The sequence below is a fragment of the Burkholderia anthina genome (genome assembly GCF_001547525.1).
Classification (GTDB): Bacteria; Pseudomonadota; Gammaproteobacteria; order Burkholderiales; family Burkholderiaceae; genus Burkholderia; species Burkholderia semiarida.
Genome location: NZ_CM003769.1, coordinates 619,315 through 642,152, shown reverse-complemented (window position 1 = coordinate 642,152; position 22,838 = coordinate 619,315). Strand labels below are relative to the sequence as shown.

The window sequence follows — 22,838 nt, the reverse complement described above, 5'->3', positions numbered from 1 at the left end:
ATGTCTCCCGGAGCAGAGGTCAGCCGATCTGCTGGTAAAGGGTCGGCGGCGCTTCGCCGGTCTCGCCGAGCACATAGCTGCGGCGAATCGCATCCGCCGCATGGGCCGCCGTTGCTTCGTCGCGGGCGTGCACGAAGCCGAGCGGCTCGCCGGCCTCGATGCGCTGCCCGATCTCCGCGAGCGCCGTCAGGCCGACGCTGACGTCGATCGCGTCCTCCGCGCGGGTGCGGCCGCCGCCGAGCGCGACCACCGCCAGCCCGAGCGCGCGGCAATCGACGCGCCGCACCACGCCGCTCGCGGGCGCCGGAACCGGCACGATCACCGCCGCCCGCGCCAGATGCCGCGCGGGCGCGTCGAGCAGGTCGGCGGGACCGCCGAGCGCGACGACCATCCGTGCGAAACGCTCGGCCGCCGTGCCGGAGTCGAGCGCGTGCTGCAACTTCTCTCGCGCATGGGCGGCATCGCGCGCCAACCCGCCGGTCACGAGCAGTTCAGCCGACAGCGCCATCGTCACGTCATGCAACCGCGCGGGGCGCGACTTGCCCGTCAGGTAATCGATCGCGCATGCGACCTCGAGCGCATTGCCCGCGCATGGCGCGAGCGACTGGTTCATGTCGGTGAGGATCGCGGTCGTCTTCATGCCGGCGCCGTTGCCGACGTCGACGATGCTGCGAGCCAGCTCCGCCGATTTCTCCGCCGTCGGCATGAACGCGCCGGAGCCGACCTTGACGTCCATCACGAGCCCGTCGAGCCCCGCCGCGAGCTTCTTCGACAGGATCGACGCGGTGATCATCGCGACCGATTCGACGGTCGCCGTCACGTCGCGGATCGCGTAGATGCGCTTGTCGGCCGGCGCGAGCCGCGCGGTCTGCCCGATGATCGCGACGCCGACCTCGCGCACCGTGCGGCGAAACGCGTCCGTCTCGCGCATCACGTCGTAGCCGGGAATCGCGCTCAACTTGTCGAGCGTGCCGCCGGTATGGCCGAGCCCGCGCCCCGAGATCATCGGCACGTAGCCGCCGCACGCGGCCACCATCGGCCCGAGCATCAGCGATACGACATCGCCCACGCCGCCCGTCGAATGCTTGTCGATCACCGGCCCGCCGAGATCGAGCGCGCGCCAGTCGAGCACGTCGCCGGAATCGCGCTGCGCGAGTGTCAGCGCGACGCGCTCGTCCGTGCTCAGGTCGTTGAAATACACGGCCATCGCGAACGCGGCCACCTGGCCTTCCGTCACGCTGCCGTCGGTCACGCCGCGCACGAACGCGGCCATCCCGTCGCGATCGAGCGGCTGCCCGTCGCGCTTCCTGCGAATGAATTCCTGCGGTAGAAACATCGTTGCCTCGCTTCGATCGGTCGGAGTCGGCTGCACGGTTCAATGCAGCGAAAAGAACAGGCCGGCAATCGCCGCGCTCATGAGGTTCGACAGCGTCGCGGCCGTCAGCGCGCGCAAGCCGAGCCGCGCGACGTCCGAGCGGCGCTCGGGCGCGACCGCGCTGAAGCCGCCCGCGAGAATCGCGATCGACGAGAAGTTCGCGAAGCCGCACAGCGCGAACGACACGATCGCGAGCGTCTTCGGGTCGAGCACCTGCAGGCCGGCCGCCGCCGCGTGCGCGCCGCCTTTCAGGTACGGCGACAGGTCGCCGTACGCGACGAATTCGTTGAAGATCAGCTTCTCGCCGATGAAGTTGCCGGCCAGCGTCGCATCATGCCACGGCACGCCGATGATCCACGCGAGCGGCGCGAACAGATGGCCGATGATGCCGACCAGCGTGACCTGCGGAAAGCCCGCGAACGCGGCCGCGCCGCCGACGATCAGGTTCATCAGCGCGATGAGCCCGACGAACGCGATCAGCATCGCGCCGACGTTGATCGCGATGCGCAGCCCGACCGACGCGCCGGACGCGGCCGCCTCGATCACGTTGGCGGCCCGCTTGTCGTCGAAGTCGAGCCCGTCGACCACCACGCGGCTCGGCTCGACGGTCGGAAACAGCAGCTTGCCGAACAGCAGCCCGCCCGGCACCGCCATGAACGACGCGGCGAGCAGGTACTCCATCTTCACGCCGAGGCCGGCATAGCCGACCAGCACCGAGCCCGCGACCGACGCCATCCCGCTCGCCATCACCGTGAAGATCTCGGCGCTCGTCATGTTGCGCACGAACGGCTTCACGAGCGCGGGCATCTCGCTCTGCCCGAGGAAGATCGTCGCGACGGCCGAGCACGCCTCGATGCGGCTCACGCCGAGCACTTTCGCCAATCCCGCGCCGAGAATCGCGACGATCCACTTCATCACGCCGATGTAGTACAGCACCGAGATCAGCGCGGTGACGAAGATGATCATCGGCAGCACGCGCAGGCCGAATACGAACCCGCCGTCGCCGAACAACTGGAACATGCGTGCATCGACGAGCCCGCCGAACACGAACGCGATGCCGTGATTGCCCATGTCGAGCACGCGATTGACGCCGTTCGCGGCCGCGGCCAGCGCCGCGCGGCCCGACGGCACGAACAGCACCAGCGCGCCGATCGCGAACTGCGTGAAGAGCGCGGCGATCATGGTCCGGCCGCTGACCGCGCGGCGGTTGTTCGACAGCAGATACGCGACCAGCAACAGAAACAGCATGCCGAGGAGACTGCGCAGAATATCCACCTTGTGCTCCTTTCTCACTATTTGAACTGTCCGGCGGGCGGCCCGTGCCCGCGACCCGCGTGATCGGGTGGGTGGATGTTACTCGGTCGACATGTGCTCAGGCAACGTCGCCAAAATCGCCGCGATCAATGGCATCGATCGTTTCTCTTTTGCCCTTCGCCGGCTTGATCAGTTGTTCTACCTACTCTTCGAAAACACGCGCGGGGCGCGCCGCTCGAACGGACACGCCCCGCCTGACACGCGCCGTTCAACCCGCGCGTTCGACCGGATGCGGCTCGCGCAGCCGGTTCGCGATCCGCGCGGCCTCGTAGTAGCCGGCCGCCGGCGGGCGCTTCAGGTAGCGGCCCGCGCCACGCACCGCGCGCAACTCGCCGTCGGCCCACGCGAGTGCGCCGCGCGTGAGCGTATGCGTCGCGACACCCTGCACCGTCATCCCCTCGAACACGTTGAAGTCGACCTGCTGGTGATGCGTCTTCACCGAGATCGTCTTCGTCGCGGCCGGGTCCCACACGACGAGGTCGGCATCGGCGCCGACCTGCACGGCGCCCTTGCGCGGATACAGGTTGAAGATCTGCGCGGCGTTCGTCGACGTGATCCGCACGAACTCGTTCGGCGTGATGCGGCCATGATTCACGCCGTGATGCCACAGCACCGACATGCGGTCCTCGACGCCGCCGCAGCCGTTCGGGATCTTCGTGAAATCGTCGCGGCCCATCGCCTTCTGCGATGCGCAGAATACGCAGTGATCGGTCGCCGTCGTATGCAACTGCCCCGATTGCAGCCCGCGCCACAGCGCCTCGCGATGCTCGGCCGAGCGGAACGGCGGGCTCATCACGTGGGCCGCCGCACGCGTCCAGTCGGGATCGCGATAGACGGCCTCGTCGATCACGAGATGGCCCGGCAACACTTCGCCGAACACGCGCAGCCCCTCGCTGCGCGCGCGCGTGATCACGTCCACCGCGTCCTTCGCCGACACGTGCACGATATACACGGGCACGCCGAGCACCTGCGCGATGCGGATCGCGCGGTTCGCGGCCTCGCCCTCCACTTCCGGCGGCCGCGACAGCGGATGTGCCTCCGGCCCCGTGATTCCGCGCGCGAGCAGCGCCTTTTGCAGCTGGAACACGAGCTCGCCGTTCTCCGCGTGCACGGTCGGCAGCGCGCCGAGCTCGAGCGAACGCGTGAAGCTGTTCACGAGAATCTCGTCGTCGGCCATGATCGCGTTCTTGTACGCCATGAAATGCTTGAAGCTCGACACGCCATGCTCGCGCACGAGCGTGCCCATGTCGCGGTGCACGCTGTCGTCCCACCACGTCACGGCCACGTGGAAGCCGTAGTCGGAAGCCGACTTCTCGGCCCAGCCGCGCCATTCCCGGAACGCATCCATCAGCGGCTGCTTCGGGCTCGGAATCACGAAATCGATGATGCTCGTCGTGCCGCCCGACAGCCCGGCAGCGGTGCCCGAGTAGAAATCGTCGCTCGCGGTCGTGCCCATGAACGGCAGTTCCATGTGCGTATGCGGGTCGATCCCGCCCGGCATCACGTACCGGTCGTGCGCATCGACGACGGTTGCGCCGGCCGGCGCGTCGATCTGCTCCGCGATCTGCAGGATCGTGCCGCCGTCCTGCGGGTCCGCGCAGAGCACGTCCGCGCGATAGGAGCGGTCCGCATCGACCACGGTGCCGCCACGAATCAGGATTGCCATTTCGTTGCCTCCTCGTTGACTGTCGGGTGCCGCATGCCGCGTGCGGGTCGCATCCGGCTCGCGCGTCATGCGCTCGCGATCTGCGCGCGCTGTCCGGCGCGCCACTTCATCCAGGTGCCGTACACGCCGGACGCCAGCACGAGGCCGACGAACCACGCGTACGTGTAAAGCGTGTTGAAGAACGCCGGCACGTTCGGGAACGACGCCGGAAACGCCGTATGCAGGAAGCCCGGCAGGTTCGGCAGCACGCCAATCGCGAGCGCGGCCAGCGCGGCCGGGTTCCAGCCATGCGCGTAGCTGAAGCCGCCGCGCGCGTCGAACAGCGCGCGCGTGTCGAGCCGCGTGCCGCGAATCAGGAAATAGTCGACCATCAGGATGCCCGCGACGGGCCCGAGCAGCGCCGAATAGCCGACGAGCCAGGTGAAGATATAGCCGTCCGTCGTCGCGAGGATCTTCCACGGCATCATCACGATCGCGATCGTCGCGGTGATCATCCCGCCCGCCCGGTACGAGATCGCCTTCGGCCACAGGCTCGAAAAATCGTAGGCAGGGCCGACGAGATTCGCGGCGAGGTTGCAGCACATCGTATCGAGCGTGAGGATCACGAGCGCGATGCCCACGCCGATGCCCGTCATCCGGCTCGTCAGGTCGATCGGATCCCAGATCGCGTTGCCGTAGATCACGACGGTCGCCGACGTCACGACGACCGACACCACCGACAGCAGCGCCATCGGCAGCGGCAGCCCGATCGACTGGCCGATCATCTGGTCGCGCTGCGAATGCGCGAAGCGCGTGAAGTCGGGAATGTTCAGCGCGAGCGTCGCCCAGAAGCCGACCATCGCGGTCAGGCCCGGCCAGAACGTCGCCCAGAAGAGCCCCGCCTTCTTGCCGCCCGCGACGAACTGCGACGGCGCCGACAGCATCGAGCCGACACCGCCCGCCCGCGACGTCGCCCACCACACGAGCGCCACGCACATCACGACCTTGATCGGCGCGGACCAGCTTTCGAGCCAGCGGATCGAATCGGTGCCGTGCAGGATGAAGTACAGCTGCAGCGCCCAGAACACGAGAAAGCACGCGAGCTGCCCGAACGAGATGCCGACGAGCGGCAGCGCCGCGCCGTGCAGCGCGTTGCCGGTCAGGATGTTCAGCAGCGTGTAGATCGCGCTGCCGCCGAGCCAGGTCTGGATGCCGTACCAGCCGCACGCGACGATCGCGCGCAGCAGCGCCGGCAGCTTCGCGCCCTGCGTGCCGAACGACGCGCGCACCAGCACCGCGTACGGAATCCCGTGCTTCGCGCCCGCATGGCCGATCAGCAGCATCGGCACGAGCACGATCAGGTTGCCGAGCAGCACCGTCATCACCGCCTGCCACGGCGACATGCCTTCCTGGATCAGCCCGGCCGCGAGCATGTACGACGCGATGTTCATCACCATCCCGACCCACAGCGCCGCGAAGTGGTACCACTTCCACGTGCGCTGCGCCGGCGTCGTCGGCGCGAGGTCGTCGTTGTACAGGCTGCCGCCGTGCGCCGCGGCGCTGTCGGCATCGGCGGGAATCGCTGCTGGTTTCATTGAACGCGCTCCACGAAAACGTCGGCGCCGGCATCGTACGATGCCGGCCCGGTGAAACGAAAAGCGGCGGCGCAACGTCTGCCGCGCCGCCGGACGCCGGTCAGGCCGCCTTCGCGTGCTTCTCGGGCGCGGCGGCCGGGCCGCCGCTCGCACCGGCGTCCGCGCTCGCCGGATTGTTCGGATGCGTGGTCCAGTTCGCGTAGTCGCCCGAATCGACGCGCTCCATCGTGATGCATTGCTCGACCGGACACACATGCATGCAAAGATTGCACCCGACGCATTCCGAATCGATCACTTTGAAATGCCGCACGCCGTCCTTCGTCGCCGTGATCGCCTGATGCGACGTATCCTCGCACGCGATGTGGCACAGCCCGCACTGGATGCAGCGGTCCTGGTCGATGCGCGCCTTGATGTCGTATTTCAGGTTCAGGTATTTCCAGTCGGTCACGTTCGGCACCGCGCGGCCGCGGATGTCGTCGAGCGTCGCGTAGCCCTTCTCGTCCATCCAGTTCGACAGCCCGTCGGCGAGATCCGACACGATCCGGAAGCCGTAATGCATCGCGGCGGTGCACACCTGCACGCTGCCCGCGCCGAGCACCATGAACTCGGCCGCGTCGCGCCACGACGAGATGCCGCCGATGCCCGAAATCGGCAGGTTCGGCGTTTCCGGGTCGCGTGCGATCTCCGCGACCATGTTCAGCGCGATCGGCTTGACCGCCGGCCCGCAATAACCGCCGTGCGTGCCCTTGCCGTCGACGGTCGGCATCGGGGCCATCTGGTCGAGATCGACCGCGACGATCGAGTTGATCGTGTTGATCAGCGACACGCCGTCGGCGCCGCCCTTGTACGCGGCGCGCGACCCCATGCGGATGTCGCTGATGTTCGGCGTGAGCTTCACGAGGCACGGCAGCTTCGTGCCCTCCTTCACCCAGCGCGTGACCATCTCGACGTATTCGGGCACCTGCCCGACCGCCGCGCCCATCCCGCGCTCGCTCATCCCGTGCGGACAGCCGAAGTTGAGTTCGACCGCATCGGCGCCGGTATCCTCGACGAGCGGGAGAATCCATTTCCAGTCTCGCTCGTTGCACGGCACCATCAGCGACACGATCAGCGCGCGGTCCGGCCAGTCGCGCTTCACCTGCGCGATCTCTGTCAGGTTCACGTCGAGCGGGCGGTCGGTGATCAGCTCGATGTTGTTCAGCCCCGCGATGCGCTGGCCGTTCCACTGCACCGCGCCGTAGCGCGAACTGACGTTGACGACGTGCGGATCGAGCCCCAGCGTCTTCCAGACGACGCCGCCCCAGCCTGCCTCGAACGCGCGATTGACGTTGTAGGCCTTGTCGGTGGGCGGCGCGGACGCCAGCCAGAACGGATTCGGCGAGGTGATGCCTGCGATGGTGCAGCGAAGATCGGCCATATTCGGCTCCGTGAGAAGGGTCGTGTTCGGTGTGCTGACGATGCGACGCGCGTTCAGGCCGCCTTCGCGTCGCGCGCGGCGAGCATCGCGTCGATCGACGCGGCCGCGCGCTTGCCGTCCTGCACGGCCTGGACCGTGAGGTCGATGCCGTCGGTCGCCGCGCAGTCGCCGCCGGCCCATACGTCGGGCAGCGCCGTACGCCCGTCCGCATCCACCGCGATACGCGTGCCGTCCGCGGTCAGCAATTCGGCTGCGACGCCGTCGGGCACGAGCGTCTGGCCGATCGCCTTCAGCACCATGTCCGCGTCGACGGTGAAGCGCTCACCCGATGCGGCCTCGAATTCGACGCCCGTCGCCTGCCCGTTCACGCCCGCGATGCGCACCGGCTTCGCGTGCGTGACGAGCGCGACGCCGCACTTCTGCGCGAACTCGCGCTCGGCCCACGTCGCGCTCATCGCGTCCACGCCGCGCCGGTACACCATCGTCACGCGCTCGGCGCCGAGCTTGCGGCTCTGCACGGCCGCATCGATCGCCGTATTGCCGCCGCCGATCACGACCACGCGTCGCCCGACCGGCACGTTCGCCAGTGTGTCTGCCTGCCGCACCTGCTCGATGAAGTCGACTGCATTCATCACGCCGCCCAGTTGCTCGCCGTCGATCTCGAGCGCACGCACGCCACCGAGCCCCATCGCGAGAAATACCGCGTCGTGCTGCTCGCGCAATGCGTCGAGCGTCACGTCGCGCCCGAGCGCCACGCCCGTTTCCAGCGTGACGCCGCCCACCGACAGCAGCCACTCGACTTCACGCTGCGCGAAATCGTCGACGGTTTTGTATGCGGCGATCCCGTATTCGTTGAGGCCGCCGGCCTTCGGGCGCGCGTCGAACAGCGTGACGCGATGTCCGGCGAGCGCGAGCCGGTGCGCGCATGCGAGCCCGGCCGGCCCCGCGCCGACCACCGCGACATGGCGGCCCGTGTCGGGCGCGCGCCGGAACTGCACCGCGCCGGTCTGCATCGCCCAGTCGGTTGCATGCCGCTGCAGCGCGCCGATCGCGACCGGTTGCGCATCCTGATGGTTGCGCACGCACGCGCCTTCGCACAGGATCTCGGTCGGGCACACGCGTGCGCACATCCCGCCGAGCGGATTCGCGGACAGGATGTCGGTCGCGGCGCCTTTCAGGTTGCCGTTGCCGATCTTGCGGATGAAGCTCGGGATGTCGATCTGCGTCGGACACGCGTGCACGCACGGCGCGTCGTAGCAGTAGTGGCAGCGACTTGCGGCGGCCGCCGCCGCGGTCGGATCGAGCAGCGGCGCGATATCGGCGAATTCGCACGAGAGTTGCGTGGACGACAGGCGATGCGCGGCGATATCGCCGGTTGGCTGAGTGGTCATACGCGTTCCTTCGACTGGGTGGAGACAAAGCCGTCCCCGCCGGCTGCGAATGCTCAGTCGGGGCGGTCATGCTTCGGCGTGCTACGGTCAAGCGGTGCGCGGCCTGCCTGTCGCGCTATGTCCGGTCGGTCATGAAGCCGGCTCGCACGCACGCGACAGCATCGCGTGCAGCAGCACGTTCGCGCCGGCCTCGATCCATGCGGGCGTCGCGTCCTCGATCTCGTTGTGGCTGATGCCGTCGACGCAGGGCACGAACACCATCGACGTCGGCGCGACCTGCGCCAGGTAGCACGCATCGTGGCCCGCACCCGACACGATGTCGCGATGCGAGTAGCCGAAGCGATCGGCCGCGTCGCGCACGGCCGCCACGCATGCCGGGTCGAACGCGACCGGCTTGTAATAGAAAATCTGCTCGAGTTCGGTGTCGAGCCCGATATCGGCCGCGATGCGCGCGACGCCGTCGCGCAGCGCCGCGTCCATCTTCGCGAGCACGGCGTCGTCCGGATGACGGAAATCGACGGTGAAGAACACGCGGCCGGGAATCACGTTGCGCGAGTTCGGGTGGACCTGCATCATGCCGACCGTCGCGCAGCCGAACGGCGCATGATCGAGGCCGATCCGGTTGACGAGATCGACCACGCGCGCCGCGCCGAGCAGCGCGTCGCGGCGGCGCGGCATCGGCGTCGGCCCCGCGTGCGCTTCCTGGCCGGTGAACGTGATCTCGTACCAGCGCTGCCCCTGCGCGTCGGTCACGACGCCGATCGTCTTGCATTCCGCCTCGAGAATCGGCCCCTGCTCGATATGCAGTTCGAACGCCGCGTGCAGCTTGCGCCCGCCGCACGGTACGTCGCCCGCGTAGCCGATGCGCGCGAGTTCCTCGCCGATCGTCTTGCCGTCCACATCCTTGCGCGACAGCCCGTAGTCGAGCGTGAACACGCCCGCGAATACGCCCGATGCGACCATCGCCGGCGCGAAGCGCGAGCCCTCCTCGTTGGTCCAGATCACGACCTCGACCGGATGCTCGGTCTCGATGCCGTGATCGTTCAGACTGCGAATCACTTCGAGACCGCCGAGCACGCCGTAGATGCCGTCGAAGCGCCCGCCGGTGGGCTGCGAATCCGCATGCGAGCCGGTGACGACCGGCGCCGCGTCGGCCACGCGGCCCGCACGGCGCATGAACACGTTGCCCATCGTATCGACCGTCACCGTGCAGCCGGCGGCCTTCGCCCAGCCGACGATCAGGTCGCGGCCGGCCTTGTCGAGATCGGTCAGCGCGAGCCGACACACGCCGCCTTTCGGCGTCGCGCCGATTTTCGCGACTTCCATCAGGCTGTCCCACAACCGCTTGCCGTCGACCTTGATCGACGTGTCGAAAGCTGCCCGCTTCACTGTTTCCGATACCGCGTTCATTCGTATCGCTCCTGTGGGGTCGGTGATGTCGTCGGCCCGGTCTGTGCCGGTGCGTGCGAGACCTCTTTCGGGGCACGCCGCACGGATGCGGTGCAGGTGCCCGCCGGTTCGCGAAACACGTTAAATCCTGTCCGATTGGACAGGTTTTAGACGATCAAAATGACCAGCGCAACGTCTTTCTTGCGTGACGCGGCAGAGCGAGAACCGTGCCACCGCAACGCAGCATCGCCGTGGCATCACGACATTCCTGTCTGTGCGTGCGATGCGAATCAGCGGCTAGAATGAAGCCCAACGCGGCATGACCGCCGCGCGAGGGTAACGATGAGACATGACGAGGCGACGATCGAAGCCACCGACCGGGACGAAACGCCGGCGCCTTTGCGGCGACGCAAGGCGCACATACGCGAGTCCAACGAAGCACATCTGCTCGCGTGCGCGGAAGCCGTATTCGCGGAACGCGGGCTCGCCGGCGCCAGCACCGCGATGATCGCGGAGCGCGCCGGCCTGCCGAAGGCGAACGTGCACTACTACTTCCCGACCAAGCTCGCGTTATACCGCCGCGTGCTCGACGACCTGTTCGAAGATTGGCATCGCGCGGCCGGTTCGTTCGAGGCCGGCGACGATCCGGTGGACGCGATCGGCAGCTACGTGCGCGCGAAGATGGCGCTGTCGCGGCGGCGCCCGCTCGGCTCGAAGGTCTGGGCCAACGAGATCATCCACGGCGCGGAGCACATGCAGGACATCCTGTCGCAACGTGTGAAGCCGTGGTTCGACACGCGCGTCGAGGTGATCGAAGGCTGGATCGCGCGCGGGCTGCTCGCGCCGATCGACCCGCATGCGCTGATGTACCTGATCTGGTCGACCACGCAACACTATGCGGATTTCGATGCGCAGATTCGTGCGCTGAGCGGCAAGCGCGCGTTCACGAAGAAGGCGTTCGACGAAAAGACCGAGCAGGTCGTGCAGCTCGTGATTCGTGCGTGCGGCGCGGTGTCGCCGAACGCGAAGCCGTAGCGCGACACGGCGAGCCACCGAATAAAAAGACGGGCGGCGCGCATCACCCGGGGATGTCCCGTGCGATACGCGCCGCCCGTGTTGCCACTTGCGTGCGCGGGTACGACGCGACGCGTCATGCGTCGTGTCAAGCGATCCGCTCGATTGCAACCGCGGTCGCTTCGCCGCCGCCGATGCACAGCGAGGCGATACCGCGCGTCAACCCGTGCGTCTCGAGCGCGGCCAGCAGCGTCACCATCACGCGCGCACCCGATGCGCCGATCGGATGCCCGAGCGCGCACGCGCCGCCGTGCACGTTCACCTTCTCGTGCGGCAGGTCGAGGTCGCGCATCGCGGCCATCGGCACCACCGCGAACGCTTCGTTGATCTCGAACAGGTCGACGTCGCGCAGGTTCCAGCCGGTTTTCTCCGACAGCTTGCGCAGTGCGCCGATCGGCGCGGTCGCGAACAGGCCGGGCTTGTCCGCATAAGTCGAATGCCCGACGATCACGGCCTTCGGCGTGAGGCCGAGGCGCTCGGCTTCCGAGCGGCGCATCATCACGAGCGCGGCCGCGCCGTCCGAGATCGACGATGCGTTCGCAGCCGTCACCGTGCCGCCGTCGCGAAACGCCGGCTTCAGCGTCGGGATCTTGTCGAGTTTCGCCTTGCCCGGCTGCTCGTCGATCGACACGACGCTTTCCGTCTTGCCGGCCTTCACGCTCACCGGCGCGATCTCCGATGCGAAACGCCCATCCGCGATCGCGCGCTGCGCCCGCGTCAGCGACGCAATCGCGAACGCATCCTGCGCTTCGCGCGTGAACTGGTAGGCCTGCGCGCAATCCTCCGCGAACGTGCCCATCAGGCGGCCTTTTTCATATGCGTCCTCGAGCCCGTCGAGGAACATGTGGTCGAGCACCTGCCCGTGCCCCATGCGCATGCCCGCGCGCGCCTTCGGCAGCAGGTACGGCGCATTCGTCATGCTCTCCATCCCGCCCGCGACGGCCACGCCCGCGGACCCCGCCAGCAGCAGGTCGTGCGCGAACATCGCCGCCTTCATCCCCGAACCGCACATCTTGTTGACCGTGGTCGCGCCCGCCGCGAGCGGCAGCCCGGCCTTCAGCGCGGCCTGCCGCGCGGGCGCCTGCCCTTGGCCGGCCGGCAGCACGCAGCCGAACACGATTTCGTCGATACGTTCGGCCGGCACGTTCGCGCGCTCGAGCGCCGCACGAATCGCCACCGCGCCAAGGTCGCTCGCGCTGGCCGCCGCCAGGTCGCCCTGAAAACCGCCCATCGGCGTACGGGCCGCACCCACGATTACGATCGGATCCTGAGTCGTCATGATTCGCTTCCTCCAGTGTCAGCGCGGTGCCATGCGCAACGCGCCATCGAGACGGATGACTTCGCCGTTCAGCATCGTGTTCTCGGCGATGTGGCGCACCAGCGCCGCAAATTCTTCCGGGCGGCCGAGCCGCGGCGGGAACGGCACGCTCTTGCCGAGCGCGTCCTGCACGTCCTGCGGCATGCCGGCCATCATCGGCGTCGCGAAGATGCCGGGCGCGACCGTCACGACGCGAATGCCGAAGCGCGCGAGCTCGCGCGCGATCGGCAGCGTCATGCCCACCACGCCGCTTTTCGACGCTGCATACGCGGCCTGGCCGATCTGCCCGTCGAACGCCGCGACCGACGCGGTGTTGACGATCACGCCGCGCTCGCCTTCCGCGTTCGCGTCCTGCTTCGACATCGCTTCGGCGGCCAGCCGGATCATGTTGAACGTGCCGACGAGGTTGATCGACACCGCGCGCGCGAAGCGGTCGAGCGAATGCGGGCCGTCGCGGCCGACGACCTTCTCGCCCGGCGCGACGCCCGCGCAGTTCACGAGCGCGTCGACGCGACCGAACGCATCGCGCGCGGCGGCGACGGCCGCCTGACCGTCGGCCTCGCTCGTCACGTCGGTCTTCACGAAGCGCGCGGCCGCGCCGAGTTCGTTGGCGAGACTCGCCCCCGCCTCCTCGTTGACGTCCAGCAGCACGGCCTTGCCGCCTTGCGCGACGACCATGCGCGCCACCGCGGCGCCGAGGCCGGAACCTGCGCCCGTAATCAGAAAAACGCGATCCTCGATATTCATTCGCTGTCCATATTCAAGGTTGAACGGCCTTCTCGGCTTCCATCTTGCGCAATACGAAGCGCTGGATCTTGCCGCTCGGGGTTTTCGGCAGCGCGTCGACGAAATCGATCGCGCGCGGATAAGCGTGAGCGGACAGCCGCCGCTTCACGTGCAGACTCAATTCCTCGGCCAGTTCCGGTGTGCCGTCGAACCCTTTCGACAACACGACGAACGCCTTCACGATCTCCGTGCGCTCCGGATCGGGCACGCCGATCACGGCGGCCTCGCTGACGGCCGGATGCTCGATCAGCGCGCTCTCCACGTCGAACGGGCCGATCCGGTAGCCGGACGACGTGATCACGTCGTCCGCGCGGCCGATGAAGCTCACGGCGCCGTCCGGCTCCAGCTCGACGTTGTCGCCGGTCCGGTAATAGCCGCCGGCGATCGCCGGCGTGTCCTGCTGCCAGTAGCCGCGGAACCACAGCAGCGGCGAGCGCGCGATGTCGATCGCGAGGTTGCCGGGCTCGCCGGGGCCGAGCTCGCGGCCCGCTTCGTCGAGCACCGCGACACGGTAGCCCGGCATCGCGAAGCCGGCGGAACCGACGTGCACCACGTGCGCGAGGCCATGATGGTTGTTCACGACCATCCCGAGTTCGGTCTGGCCGTAGTGATCGTGGATCGGCGCGCCGAGCGCCGCGTGGAACCAGCGCACCACTTCCGGGTTCAGCGGTTCGCCCGCGCTGCTTACCACGCGCAGCCGGCCCTTCGCGCGCGCGGCCGCTTCCGGCCCCGCCGCCATCAGCATCCGGAACGCGGTCGGCGAGCCGGCGAGGCTCGTGATGCCGAGCCGTTCGATCACGTCATACGTGCTGTCGACCGTGAAGCCGCCCTCGTACAGCGTCGTCGCATGGCCGAGCAGCAGCGGGCCGGTGATCGCGTAATAGAGCCCGTACGCCCAACCCGGATCGGCGATGTTCCAGAACCGGTCGCCTTCGCGCAGGTCGACTGCCTCGCGCATGTATGCGCCGAACGCGAGCAGCGCGTACAGCGGCACCGGCACCCCCTTCGGCAAGCCCGTCGTGCCCGACGTCGACATCATCATGAACAGGTCCGACCCCTTGCGCAGCACGGGCTCGAACGTATCGGACTGTGCGTCGAGCGCCGCGCGGAAATCGATGTCGTGCGCCGACAGTGTCTCGCCCGCTTCGCACACCGTCGCCACCTGCGGACAATCGGCGATTTCGTCGAGCTTCGCGCGATTCGCGACGTTCGTCACGACGAGCCGCGCGCCGCTCATGCGCAGCCGGTGCTCGATCGCCTTCGGCCCGAATGCGGTAAACAGCGGCTGGTACACGGCGCCCGCGCGCCACGTGCCGAGGATCGTCGCGACGAGCTCGGGCGTGCGCGGCAGCAGCCCGGCCACCACGTCGCCCGGCTTCACACCCTGCGCGACGAGCAGGTTCGCGACCCGGGCCGAGAGCGCCTGCATCTGCGCGAACGTGAAGCTGTGGTGCCGTCCGCCGGCATCGATCCAGTCGAGCGCGATCGCGTCGGCCTTCGCGTGCCGGTCGCAGCACTCGACGCACGCGTTCAGGCCGCGCTCCAGGTCGCCGGCCAATTGCGCGGCGGTCTCGATACTGAACCGGGCCACGGCATCGGCGTACGCCGGCACCGCCCGGGCGGTAGCTCCTTCAGGCATGGGTGTCTCCTGTACGTTATGGCCGCCGGCGAGCCAGGGGCGCGACGGGGATACATCGATAGTAGACAGCCGCTACATTGCAATCAATGACAAACGGAATCTAGAATCGTGATCGCTTTTGCCATGTCGGAGGACGCAGGAAAATGGGGCCGCAGATGATTTCGCCGGATTTCGTCGACGATGCGCTCGCGTGCTTGCGCCGGCGCGACCTGCCGACCGCGCCCGTGCTGCGCGCCGCCGGGTTGCCGGCCGCCGTGCGCGAGCCCGTCACGCCGCAGCAGTACGGCCGGCTGTGGCTCGCGATCGCCGGCGCGCTCGACGACGAATTCTTCGGGCTCGCCGCGCGTCCGATGCGGCGCGGCAGCTTCACGCTGCTGTGCCACGCGGTGCTGCATGCGGGCACGCTCGACAAGGCGCTGCGGCGCGCGCTGAAGTTCCTGCGGGTAGTGCTCGACGAGCCGCACGGCGAACTCGTCGTGGCCGACGGGCAGGCGCAGATCGTGCTGACGCAATCGGGCGCGCCGTACCCGGCATTCGCGTACCGGACGTTCTGGCTGATCCTGCTCGGCGTCGCGTGCTGGCTGATCGGCCGGCGCATCCCGCTGCAGCGCATCGACTTCGCGTGCCCGAGCCCCGGCCAGCGCAGCGACTATCACCAGTTCTTCGGCGTCCCCGTGCATTTCGACCGGCCCGACAGCCGGCTCGCATTCAACGCCGCGTACCTCGCGCTACCGACGATCCGTTCGGAACAGGCGCTGAAGACCTTCCTGCGCGGTGCGCCCGGTAACCTGCTCGTGCGCTACCGGCACGACACGGGCTGGGTCGCGAAGACACGTGCGCACCTGAAGGCGCTGCCGGCCGCCGAGTGGCCCGACTTCGACACGCTGGCCGTGCGCCTCGATACGACGCCCGCGACGCTGCGGCGGCGTTTGCGCAGCGAAGGGCAAAGCTTCGCCGCGATCAAGGACGAGTTGCGCGGCGCGCTGGCGCAGTCGCTGTTGCGCGGGCATGCGCTCGGCGTCGCGGAAATCGCGGCCGAGCTCGGCTTCACCGAGCCGAGCGCGTTTCATCGCGCGTTCCGGAAATGGACTGGCACGAGCCCCGGCGCGTTTCGGCGCGACGTCCATGCGGCGGAGGCGGAGTCTTGAATGACCGGTGGATTCGAAGCGTCTCGTCAGGTGCCGCCGATACGATGCGCCCATCCGCGGGGCGTCCATCGCCGATGAACCGCGGCACACATCCGATCAACCCTTACCGCTGACGCTCGATGCAATCCACCTTCTTTTCCGATACCGAACTGGCCGATCTGCGCGCGCACGGCATCGTACTGTTTGCCGGCCGCGTGATCTTCGATGCGCAACCGCCGATGCCGGCCGACCAGATCGCGGCCGTACAGGCCTGCTGTCACGGCGACATTCCGCTCCCGTTGCTCGAGCTGTGGCGTATCACGGCCGGCGGCAGCCTCGACTACGACCTGACGCTGGAGATGAACGGCAATGTCGAAGCGATCGGCTGGAGCGAACTGTTCTACAACGGCAGCGACGGTTATCGCGACCTGCAAGGCTGGATCGACCACGAACTCGAACTGGCCGAAGAAGCCGCGGAGGAGAGCGCCCGCACGTGGAACGGCAAAATCGGCGCGCTGCCGTTCGGCGGCTTCGAATATTGCGACCGCATCTACGTCGTGACGGAGCCGGGCGCCCGGGACTATGGTCATGTGCTCGCCTGGAAACAAGGGTTGCCGCCTGCGTGGCGCGGGGCGATGCACGAGGACGGCCTCGCGACGGTCGCCCCCGATCTGTACACGGCATTCGGCACGCTGCAGCTTCATGCGGATCCACTGGAGCCCGGCGGCGAACCCGGCACCGGCGTCACGCTGCTCGAATACGTCGATGAACGCCGCGACGATCATGGCCTGTCCGCATCGCTGGCCGACAAGCTGATCGCGTTCTATCGGCAAGCGGTGATCGACTGGCGCACGCCGCTCGCCGACGGCACGCTCGGCTCGCAGCCGGTGCTCGTGCGTCACGCATTACGTCATGCGATCGATCACGACGATGCGGCACTCATCGCGCGACTGGCGCCGCTGGTCGCCGATCTCGGCATGGCGCTCGCCGGCAGTTCGATCCCGACGGATTACGCACTGCGGTGCCGGAAGTTTTCCGCAGCCGCCGCGTTGCTCGAATCGGGCGCACCGGTTGCACCGGATTCGCTCGCGTCCGTGTCCGGCGACGTGCCGGTCGCATTGATGCGTGCGCTGCTCGACGCCGGCGTGCAGCCGGATGCCGACGCGATGGCGCGTTGCGTCGCGGGCGGCGGCGCCGATAGCGCACGGCTGATCGGCGCGGCCCTGACGGCCCGTGGCGCCGATGCAGCAACAGCCTATCGCGCGGCGAGCGGGAAACTGCTGGACAAGCTGAAGGACGACATCCGCAAGGTTCGCGCCGCCACTATCTCGGGCTCGACGGGCTCGAAGCACACGCAGCGCGCCTGCGGACGTTCGAGTACTGACGCCACCCAGGCATCGACGCGCGGTGGGTTTACTGGCGGCATCGCATTCCCGGTGCGGTTTGTTTTGGGCCGGGTTGCTTCCGCGTTCCGGTGCGAATCTGCATGACGCTCACCGCACCGCAGCGCACGCATGACGTTGCACTCCGATCCGTCACGGCACATACTGGTCGGCCGATCCGAACAAGGTTGCGTCGATGGTGAGCGTCGATCAGGGAGCCGCTTCGATCTTTGGCGCGATCGGGACGGCCGTGTCGTTGCTGGCCGCCATTCCTTACGCGCTCGCGATCTACCGGCGCATCGTTCGCCCGCATCTGTTCACGTGGCTCGTGTGGTCGATCGTCACGGCGATCGCGGCCGCTGGCCAGTTCGTCGCGGGCGCGGGGCCGTCCGCATGGTGCACGGCGGCGATTGCCGTCACGTGCTTTTTGACGCTGATCGCCAGTCTGTTTCGCGGCGAGCGCGGCTGGACGGGCCTCGACTGGTTGTTCCTGTGCGCGGCCCTGTCCGCCATTCCGCTGTGGCTACTGACCGACGATCCGACGGTGTCGATCTGTCTCGTTACGCTGATCGAGTTAGCCGGCCTCGGCCCGACCGTGCGCAAGGCGATCCGCGATCCGTGGAGCGAGAGCCTCGCCTACTTTGCGCTGTGCGTGCTCAAGTACACGCTGGCGTTGCTGGCGCTGAGCACCTGGAGCGTCGCGGTCGCGTTCTATCCGGCCGTCAACCTCGTCGCGTCGACCGGTATCTGCATGGTGATGCTGGTCCGGCGTCAGTCGTTGTCGAACGCGCGGTAGGTTGCGTCTGTCGCCGCCGTGCCGCTTCCCTTCCGAAATGATGCGAGGCCCGACATGGATGCAATCCGTACCGTTATCGAACCCGCCGAAGCCGCGCTCCGTGCGGCGATGTTGGCCAATGATGTCGAAGCGCTCGATGCGCTGCTGGACGATGATCTGGTGTTCACGGTCCCGACCGGCCAGATCATCTCGAAAGCGGACGACCTGGCCGCACATCGCGCGAGGCTTCTGCGTCTCGACACGCTCGACGTCCTCGACATGCGTGCATGCGCGATCGACGAGATGATCCTGACCACGACGCGAGCGACCCTCGCCGGCCATTTCGATGGCACGGCATTCTCCGGCAAGTTTGCCTATACGCGCCTCTGGCGTCGATCGGGCGCCAACTGGCGCGTCGTCGCCGGACATGCTTCGCAGGTCTTGTAGCTGCACCGGCGCATGCATTTGACGCGTGTCGCGCAATACTGCGGCGAGCGAGCAGGCTGTCGGTCGAGCGGTGAGACACTGCGATCCGGACGATGCACCGATAAAAGCGCTGACGGGATACCGGCAATGACGAGAGACGAAATGCATACGCTATTTACCGTGCGTGCTGCGCGTGGCGCGGATTCGGACGAGCTCACGCAACTGGCGCGCCTGTCGAAGGCGCACTGGGGCTACCCGAAGGAATGGCTCGACTTGTGGCAAAGCGATCTCACGATTTCGCCGGAGACGATCGAAGGGTCGATCGGTTATCTCGCGCAATCGGGCGAGACAATCATCGGATTCTGGGTCCGAGCATCATCGGAATCGGATCGACCAACGCCCGGATGGCTGTTCGTCCGTCCTGATTACATGGGGCGAGGCGTCGCCCGTGCGCTGTGGGAAGCGGTTCGGGCTGAAGCCGCTGCGAGAGGCATCCAAAGCTTTGTGATCGAAGCGGATCCGAATGCCGCGTCGTTCTATCTGGCGCTGGGAGCTAAAAAGATTGGCGAAAAGGAATCGAGAGCGATCCCGGGCCGATTTTTTCCGATCTTGCGGATCACGGTCTGATGGATGAACTGATGGCAGCAAGACGGCTCGCTGCATCATGCTTTTCGGGGTGCCGAAATGCAAAAACCCCCGCCTTGTCGGGCGGGGGTTCTTGGCTTAGGGAGCCTGACGATTACCTACTTTCACACGGGAATCCGCACTATCATCGGCGTAGAGTCGTTTCACGGTCCTGTTCGGGATGGGAAGGGGTGGGACCGACTCGCTATGGTCATCAGGCAAAGGGGGTTGTTGCGTTGCTTCGCAGCGCAACCAATCTTGGAAGAAGCAGTAATCTTGATTTGGGTTGTGAGCTGTATCTCACACGTACGCGGTACTTCAACCGTCGTACGTCGAGTGCCTCGCACTCGACGCTCGATGTCCGTAAGCGCTAAAGCGCTAACGGGCATCGAGACAGACTTGTTATAGGATCAAGCCTTACGGGCAATTAGTATCGGTTAGCTGAACGCATTACTGCGCTTACACACCCGACCTATCAACGTCCTGGTCTCGAACGACCCTTCAAGGAGGTCAAGCCTCCAGGGATATCTCATCTTAAGGCGAGTTTCCCGCTTAGATGCTTTCAGCGGTTATCTCTTCCGAACATAGCTACCCGGCGATGCCACTGGCGTGACAACCGGTACACCAGAGGTTCGTCCACTCCGGTCCTCTCGTACTAGGAGCAGCCCCCTTCAAATATCCAACGCCCACGGCAGATAGGGACCAAACTGTCTCACGACGTTTTAAACCCAGCTCACGTACCTCTTTAAATGGCGAACAGCCATACCCTTGGGACCGGCTACAGCCCCAGGATGAGATGAGCCGACATCGAGGTGCCAAACACCGCCGTCGATATGAACTCTTGGGCGGTATCAGCCTGTTATCCCCAGAGTACCTTTTATCCGTTGAGCGATGGCCCTTCCATACAGAACCACCGGATCACTATGACCTGCTTTCGCACCTGCTCGACTTGTCGGTCTCGCAGTTAAGCACGCTTATGCCATTGCACTATCAGCACGATTTCCGACCGTACCTAGCGTACCTTCGTACTCCTCCGTTACGCTTTGGGAGGAGACCGCCCCAGTCAAACTGCCTACCATGCACTGTCCCCGACCCGGATCACGGGCCAAGGTTAGAACCTCAAACAAACCAGGGTGGTATTTCAAGGACGGCTCCACCGAAACTAGCGTTCCGGCTTCATAGCCTCCCACCTATCCTACACAGATCGGTTCAAAGTCCAATGCAAAGCTACAGTAAAGGTTCATGGGGTCTTTCCGTCTAGCCGCGGGTAGATTGCATCATCACAAACACTTCAACTTCGCTGAGTCTCGGGAGGAGACAGTGTGGCCATCGTTACGCCATTCGTGCAGGTCGGAACTTACCCGACAAGGAATTTCGCTACCTTAGGACCGTTATAGTTACGGCCGCCGTTTACCGGGACTTCAATCAAGAGCTTGCACCCCATCATTTAATCTTCCGGCACCGGGCAGGCGTCACACCCTATACGTCCACTTTCGTGTTTGCAGAGTGCTGTGTTTTTATTAAACAGTCGCAGCCACCAGTTTATTGCAACCCCTTCACCCTCCTGGCGCAGGCCAGTCAAGCTACAAGGGCGTACCTTATCCCGAAGTTACGGTACCAATTTGCCGAGTTCCTTCTCCCGAGTTCTCTCAAGCGCCTTAGAATACTCATCTCGCCCACCTGTGTCGGTTTGCGGTACGGTCATCGTTAGACTGAAGCTTAGAGGCTTTTCTTGGAACCACTTCCAATTGCTTCGCTCCCGAAGGAGCTCGCGCCACACCCTTGAATCCCGCGCCCGGATTTGCCTAAGCGCCTTCTCCAATGCAGCGACCGGGACTTCCAACACCCGGACAACCTTCCGCGATCCGTCCCCCCATCGCATCTAACAATGGTGCAGGAATATTGACCTGCTTCCCATCAGCTACGCATTTCTGCCTCGCCTTAGGGGCCGACTCACCCTACGCCGATGAACGTTGCGTAGGAAACCTTGGGCTTACGGCGAGGGGGCCTTTCACCCCCTTTATCGCTACTCATGTCAGCATTCGCACTTCCGATACCTCCAGCACCCTTTACAAGGCACCTTCGCAGGCTTACGGAACGCTCTCCTACCATGCGAGCAAGCTCGCATCCGCAGCTTCGGTATATAGCTTAGCCCCGTTACATCTTCCGCGCAGGACGACTCGATCAGTGAGCTATTACGCTTTCTTTAAAGGGTGGCTGCTTCTAAGCCAACCTCCTGACTGTTTTAGCCTTCCCACTTCGTTTCCCACTTAGCTATATTTGGGGACCTTAGCTGGCGGTCTGGGTTGTTTCCCTCTTGACACCGGACGTTAGCACCCGATGTCTGTCTCCCGTGATTGCACTCTTCGGTATTCGGAGTTTGCTATGGCGGGGTAATCTGCAATAGACCCCCCAACCATGACAGTGCTCTACCCCCGAAGGTGAGACACGAGGCACTACCTAAATAGTTTTCGGAGAGAACCAGCTATTTCCAGGTTTGTTTAGCCTTTCACCCCTATCCACAGCTCATCCCCTAACTTTTCAACGTTAGTGGGTTCGGACCTCCAGTACGTGTTACCGCACCTTCATCCTGGCCATGGATAGATCACCTGGTTTCGGGTCTACGCCCAGCAACTGAACGCCCTATTCGGACTCGCTTTCGCTACGCCTGCCCTATACGGTTAAGCTTGCTACTGAACGTAAGTCGCTGACCCATTATACAAAAGGTACGCCGTCACCCCTTGCGAGGCTCCGACTGTTTGTATGCATGCGGTTTCAGGATCTATTTCACTCCCCTCCCGGGGTTCTTTTCGCCTTTCCCTCACGGTACTGGTTCACTATCGGTCGATCACGAGTATTTAGCCTTGGAGGATGGTCCCCCCATCTTCAGACAGGATTTCACGTGTCCCGCCCTACTTGTCGCACACCTAGTTCTTTCATACTGTTTTCGCCTACAGGGCTATCACCTGCTATGGCCGCACTTTCCAGAGCGTTCGGCTAACAATACAAATAAAGAGTGCAAGGCTCATCCCATTTCGCTCGCCACTACTTTGGGAATCTCGGTTGATTTCTTTTCCTGCGGTTACTTAGATGTTTCAGTTCACCGCGTTCGCTTCACATGGCCTATGTATTCAGCCATGGATACTCCATAAGGAGTGGGTTTCCCCATTCGGACATCTACGGATCAAAGCTCGTTTGCCAGCTCCCCGTAGCTTTTCGCAGGCTACCGCGTCCTTCATCGCCTGTGATCGCCAAGGCATCCACCACATGCACTTGTTCGCTTGACCCTATAACGAGTCTGTCTCATGTCGGCCATCGTTAGCGCTTTAGCGCTTACGAGGGCCCCATCCCCGCATGGGGGACGACAGTCGCTACAGGTTGAGTTCTTGCGTTGTGCCGTATTCCAATTGAGTCGAACATAGAGTTCGAATCATCTTGAGATACATCGATACAATCACAACCCGGATAACTTCCACGTCCATCTCAAGACGCTTCCGCTATCCAAATTACTTACTTCTTCCAGATTGTTAAAGAACGACAGCCGATACATCCTTCGTACCG

General features: G+C 65.5%; 16 protein-coding genes and 2 rRNA genes. 6 read left to right on the top strand and 12 right to left on the bottom strand.

What is annotated here, in order from left to right; all coding sequences use genetic code 11:
* Nucleotides 1–19: 19 nt before the first annotated feature.
* The 7 genes from deoA to WS64_RS18980 all read right to left on the bottom strand — a co-directional run bounded on the left by deoA (nt 20) and on the right by WS64_RS18980 (nt 10,147).
* Entirely contained in the window at nt 20–1,336 is a 1,317-nt protein-coding gene (gene deoA / locus WS64_RS19010; protein ID WP_060967305.1) for a thymidine phosphorylase, read from the bottom strand.
* Between the two features lie 39 nt (nt 1,337–1,375).
* The gene (locus tag WS64_RS19005) at nt 1,376–2,650 is read right to left on the bottom strand and encodes a NupC/NupG family nucleoside CNT transporter (RefSeq protein ID WP_059578863.1); all 1,275 of its coding nucleotides are present in this window, start codon (nt 2,648–2,650) and stop codon (nt 1,376–1,378) included.
* Nucleotides 2,651–2,897: 247 nt separating this feature from the next.
* On the bottom strand, nt 2,898–4,355 hold the full coding sequence (gene hydA, locus WS64_RS19000) for a dihydropyrimidinase (protein ID WP_060967304.1): 1,458 nt from the start codon (nt 4,353–4,355) through the stop codon (nt 2,898–2,900).
* A 65-nt stretch (nt 4,356–4,420) separates the two neighbouring features.
* Nucleotides 4,421–5,929, bottom strand: coding sequence for an NCS1 family nucleobase:cation symporter-1 (locus WS64_RS18995; protein ID WP_060967303.1), 1,509 nt, complete (start codon nt 5,927–5,929; stop codon nt 4,421–4,423).
* 100 nt (nt 5,930–6,029) lie between these two features.
* Nucleotides 6,030–7,346, bottom strand: a complete 1,317-nt coding sequence (preA, locus tag WS64_RS18990; RefSeq protein ID WP_060967302.1) for an NAD-dependent dihydropyrimidine dehydrogenase subunit PreA — start codon at nt 7,344–7,346, stop codon at nt 6,030–6,032.
* Nucleotides 7,347–7,399: 53 nt separating this feature from the next.
* Entirely contained in the window at nt 7,400–8,737 is a 1,338-nt protein-coding gene (locus WS64_RS18985) for an NAD(P)-dependent oxidoreductase (RefSeq protein ID WP_060967301.1), read from the bottom strand.
* A 129-nt stretch (nt 8,738–8,866) separates the two neighbouring features.
* Nucleotides 8,867–10,147 carry a Zn-dependent hydrolase gene (locus WS64_RS18980; protein ID WP_059578877.1) on the bottom strand — a complete coding sequence of 427 codons (1,281 nt, stop codon included), beginning with the start codon at nt 10,145–10,147 and terminating at the stop codon, nt 8,867–8,869.
* Between the two features lie 321 nt (nt 10,148–10,468).
* On the opposite strand from WS64_RS18980, the gene WS64_RS18975 reads away from it, so the two are divergent.
* Nucleotides 10,469–11,161, top strand: coding sequence for a TetR/AcrR family transcriptional regulator (locus WS64_RS18975; RefSeq protein ID WP_059644942.1), 693 nt, complete (start codon nt 10,469–10,471; stop codon nt 11,159–11,161).
* Between the two features lie 127 nt (nt 11,162–11,288).
* Here WS64_RS18975 and WS64_RS18970 read toward each other — a convergent pair whose 3' ends face one another.
* The 3 genes from WS64_RS18970 to WS64_RS18960 are packed head-to-tail and all read right to left on the bottom strand — an operon-like array spanning nt 11,289 to nt 14,943.
* Nucleotides 11,289–12,479, bottom strand: coding sequence for an acetyl-CoA C-acetyltransferase (locus WS64_RS18970; protein ID WP_060967300.1), 1,191 nt, complete (start codon nt 12,477–12,479; stop codon nt 11,289–11,291).
* An 18-nt stretch (nt 12,480–12,497) separates the two neighbouring features.
* A complete protein-coding gene (locus tag WS64_RS18965) occupies nt 12,498–13,265 on the bottom strand; it encodes a 3-hydroxyacyl-CoA dehydrogenase (protein ID WP_059578885.1) in 768 nt (255 codons plus the stop codon).
* Between the two features lie 13 nt (nt 13,266–13,278).
* A complete protein-coding gene (locus WS64_RS18960; RefSeq protein ID WP_060967299.1) occupies nt 13,279–14,943 on the bottom strand; it encodes an acyl-CoA synthetase in 1,665 nt (554 codons plus the stop codon).
* A 143-nt stretch (nt 14,944–15,086) separates the two neighbouring features.
* On the opposite strand from WS64_RS18960, the gene WS64_RS18955 reads away from it, so the two are divergent.
* From WS64_RS18955 to WS64_RS18935, 5 genes are all read left to right on the top strand, one after another.
* Nucleotides 15,087–16,091: an AraC family transcriptional regulator gene (locus WS64_RS18955; protein ID WP_059578890.1), complete on the top strand. Its 1,005-nt coding sequence runs from the start codon at nt 15,087–15,089 to the stop codon at nt 16,089–16,091.
* A 119-nt stretch (nt 16,092–16,210) separates the two neighbouring features.
* A complete protein-coding gene (locus tag WS64_RS18950) occupies nt 16,211–17,560 on the top strand; it encodes an SMI1/KNR4 family protein (RefSeq protein ID WP_244166594.1) in 1,350 nt (449 codons plus the stop codon).
* Nucleotides 17,561–17,648: 88 nt separating this feature from the next.
* On the top strand, nt 17,649–18,248 hold the full coding sequence (locus WS64_RS18945; protein ID WP_060967298.1) for a hypothetical protein: 600 nt from the start codon (nt 17,649–17,651) through the stop codon (nt 18,246–18,248).
* 54 nt (nt 18,249–18,302) lie between these two features.
* On the top strand, nt 18,303–18,674 hold the full coding sequence (locus tag WS64_RS18940; RefSeq protein WP_060967297.1) for a nuclear transport factor 2 family protein: 372 nt from the start codon (nt 18,303–18,305) through the stop codon (nt 18,672–18,674).
* A gap of 141 nt (nt 18,675–18,815) precedes the next feature.
* Complete coding sequence (locus tag WS64_RS18935) at nt 18,816–19,280, top strand: GNAT family N-acetyltransferase (protein ID WP_208606857.1); 465 nt, start codon at nt 18,816–18,818, stop codon at nt 19,278–19,280.
* 103 nt (nt 19,281–19,383) lie between these two features.
* Here WS64_RS18935 and rrf read toward each other — a convergent pair.
* Nucleotides 19,384–19,496 (bottom strand): 5S ribosomal RNA (rrf, locus tag WS64_RS18930).
* A gap of 187 nt (nt 19,497–19,683) precedes the next feature.
* Nucleotides 19,684–22,564: ribosomal RNA gene (locus WS64_RS18925) — 23S ribosomal RNA — on the bottom strand.
* Nucleotides 22,565–22,838 lie beyond the last annotated feature (274 nt).

Bases quoted from the DNA above. Each gene is read 5' to 3' on its own strand.
- deoA (WP_060967305.1), bottom strand. From the start codon at position 1,336: ATGTTTCTACCGCAGGAATTCATTCGCAGGAAGCGCGACGGGCAGCCG.
- hydA (WP_060967304.1), bottom strand. From the start codon at position 4,355: ATGGCAATCCTGATTCGTGGCGGCACCGTGGTCGATGCGGACCGCTCC.
- WS64_RS18995 (WP_060967303.1), bottom strand. From the start codon at position 5,929: ATGAAACCAGCAGCGATTCCCGCCGATGCCGACAGCGCCGCGGCGCAC.
- preA (WP_060967302.1), bottom strand. From the start codon at position 7,346: ATGGCCGATCTTCGCTGCACCATCGCAGGCATCACCTCGCCGAATCCG.
- WS64_RS18985 (WP_060967301.1), bottom strand. From the start codon at position 8,737: ATGACCACTCAGCCAACCGGCGATATCGCCGCGCATCGCCTGTCGTCC.
- WS64_RS18980 (WP_059578877.1), bottom strand. From the start codon at position 10,147: ATGAACGCGGTATCGGAAACAGTGAAGCGGGCAGCTTTCGACACGTCG.
- WS64_RS18975 (WP_059644942.1), top strand. From the start codon at position 10,469: ATGAGACATGACGAGGCGACGATCGAAGCCACCGACCGGGACGAAACG.
- WS64_RS18970 (WP_060967300.1), bottom strand. From the start codon at position 12,479: ATGACGACTCAGGATCCGATCGTAATCGTGGGTGCGGCCCGTACGCCG.
- WS64_RS18965 (WP_059578885.1), bottom strand. From the start codon at position 13,265: ATGAATATCGAGGATCGCGTTTTTCTGATTACGGGCGCAGGTTCCGGC.
- WS64_RS18960 (WP_060967299.1), bottom strand. From the start codon at position 14,943: ATGCCTGAAGGAGCTACCGCCCGGGCGGTGCCGGCGTACGCCGATGCC.
- WS64_RS18955 (WP_059578890.1), top strand. From the start codon at position 15,087: ATGGGGCCGCAGATGATTTCGCCGGATTTCGTCGACGATGCGCTCGCG.
- WS64_RS18950 (WP_244166594.1), top strand. From the start codon at position 16,211: ATGCAATCCACCTTCTTTTCCGATACCGAACTGGCCGATCTGCGCGCG.
- WS64_RS18945 (WP_060967298.1), top strand. From the start codon at position 17,649: ATGGTGAGCGTCGATCAGGGAGCCGCTTCGATCTTTGGCGCGATCGGG.
- WS64_RS18940 (WP_060967297.1), top strand. From the start codon at position 18,303: ATGGATGCAATCCGTACCGTTATCGAACCCGCCGAAGCCGCGCTCCGT.
- WS64_RS18935 (WP_208606857.1), top strand. From the start codon at position 18,816: ATGCATACGCTATTTACCGTGCGTGCTGCGCGTGGCGCGGATTCGGAC.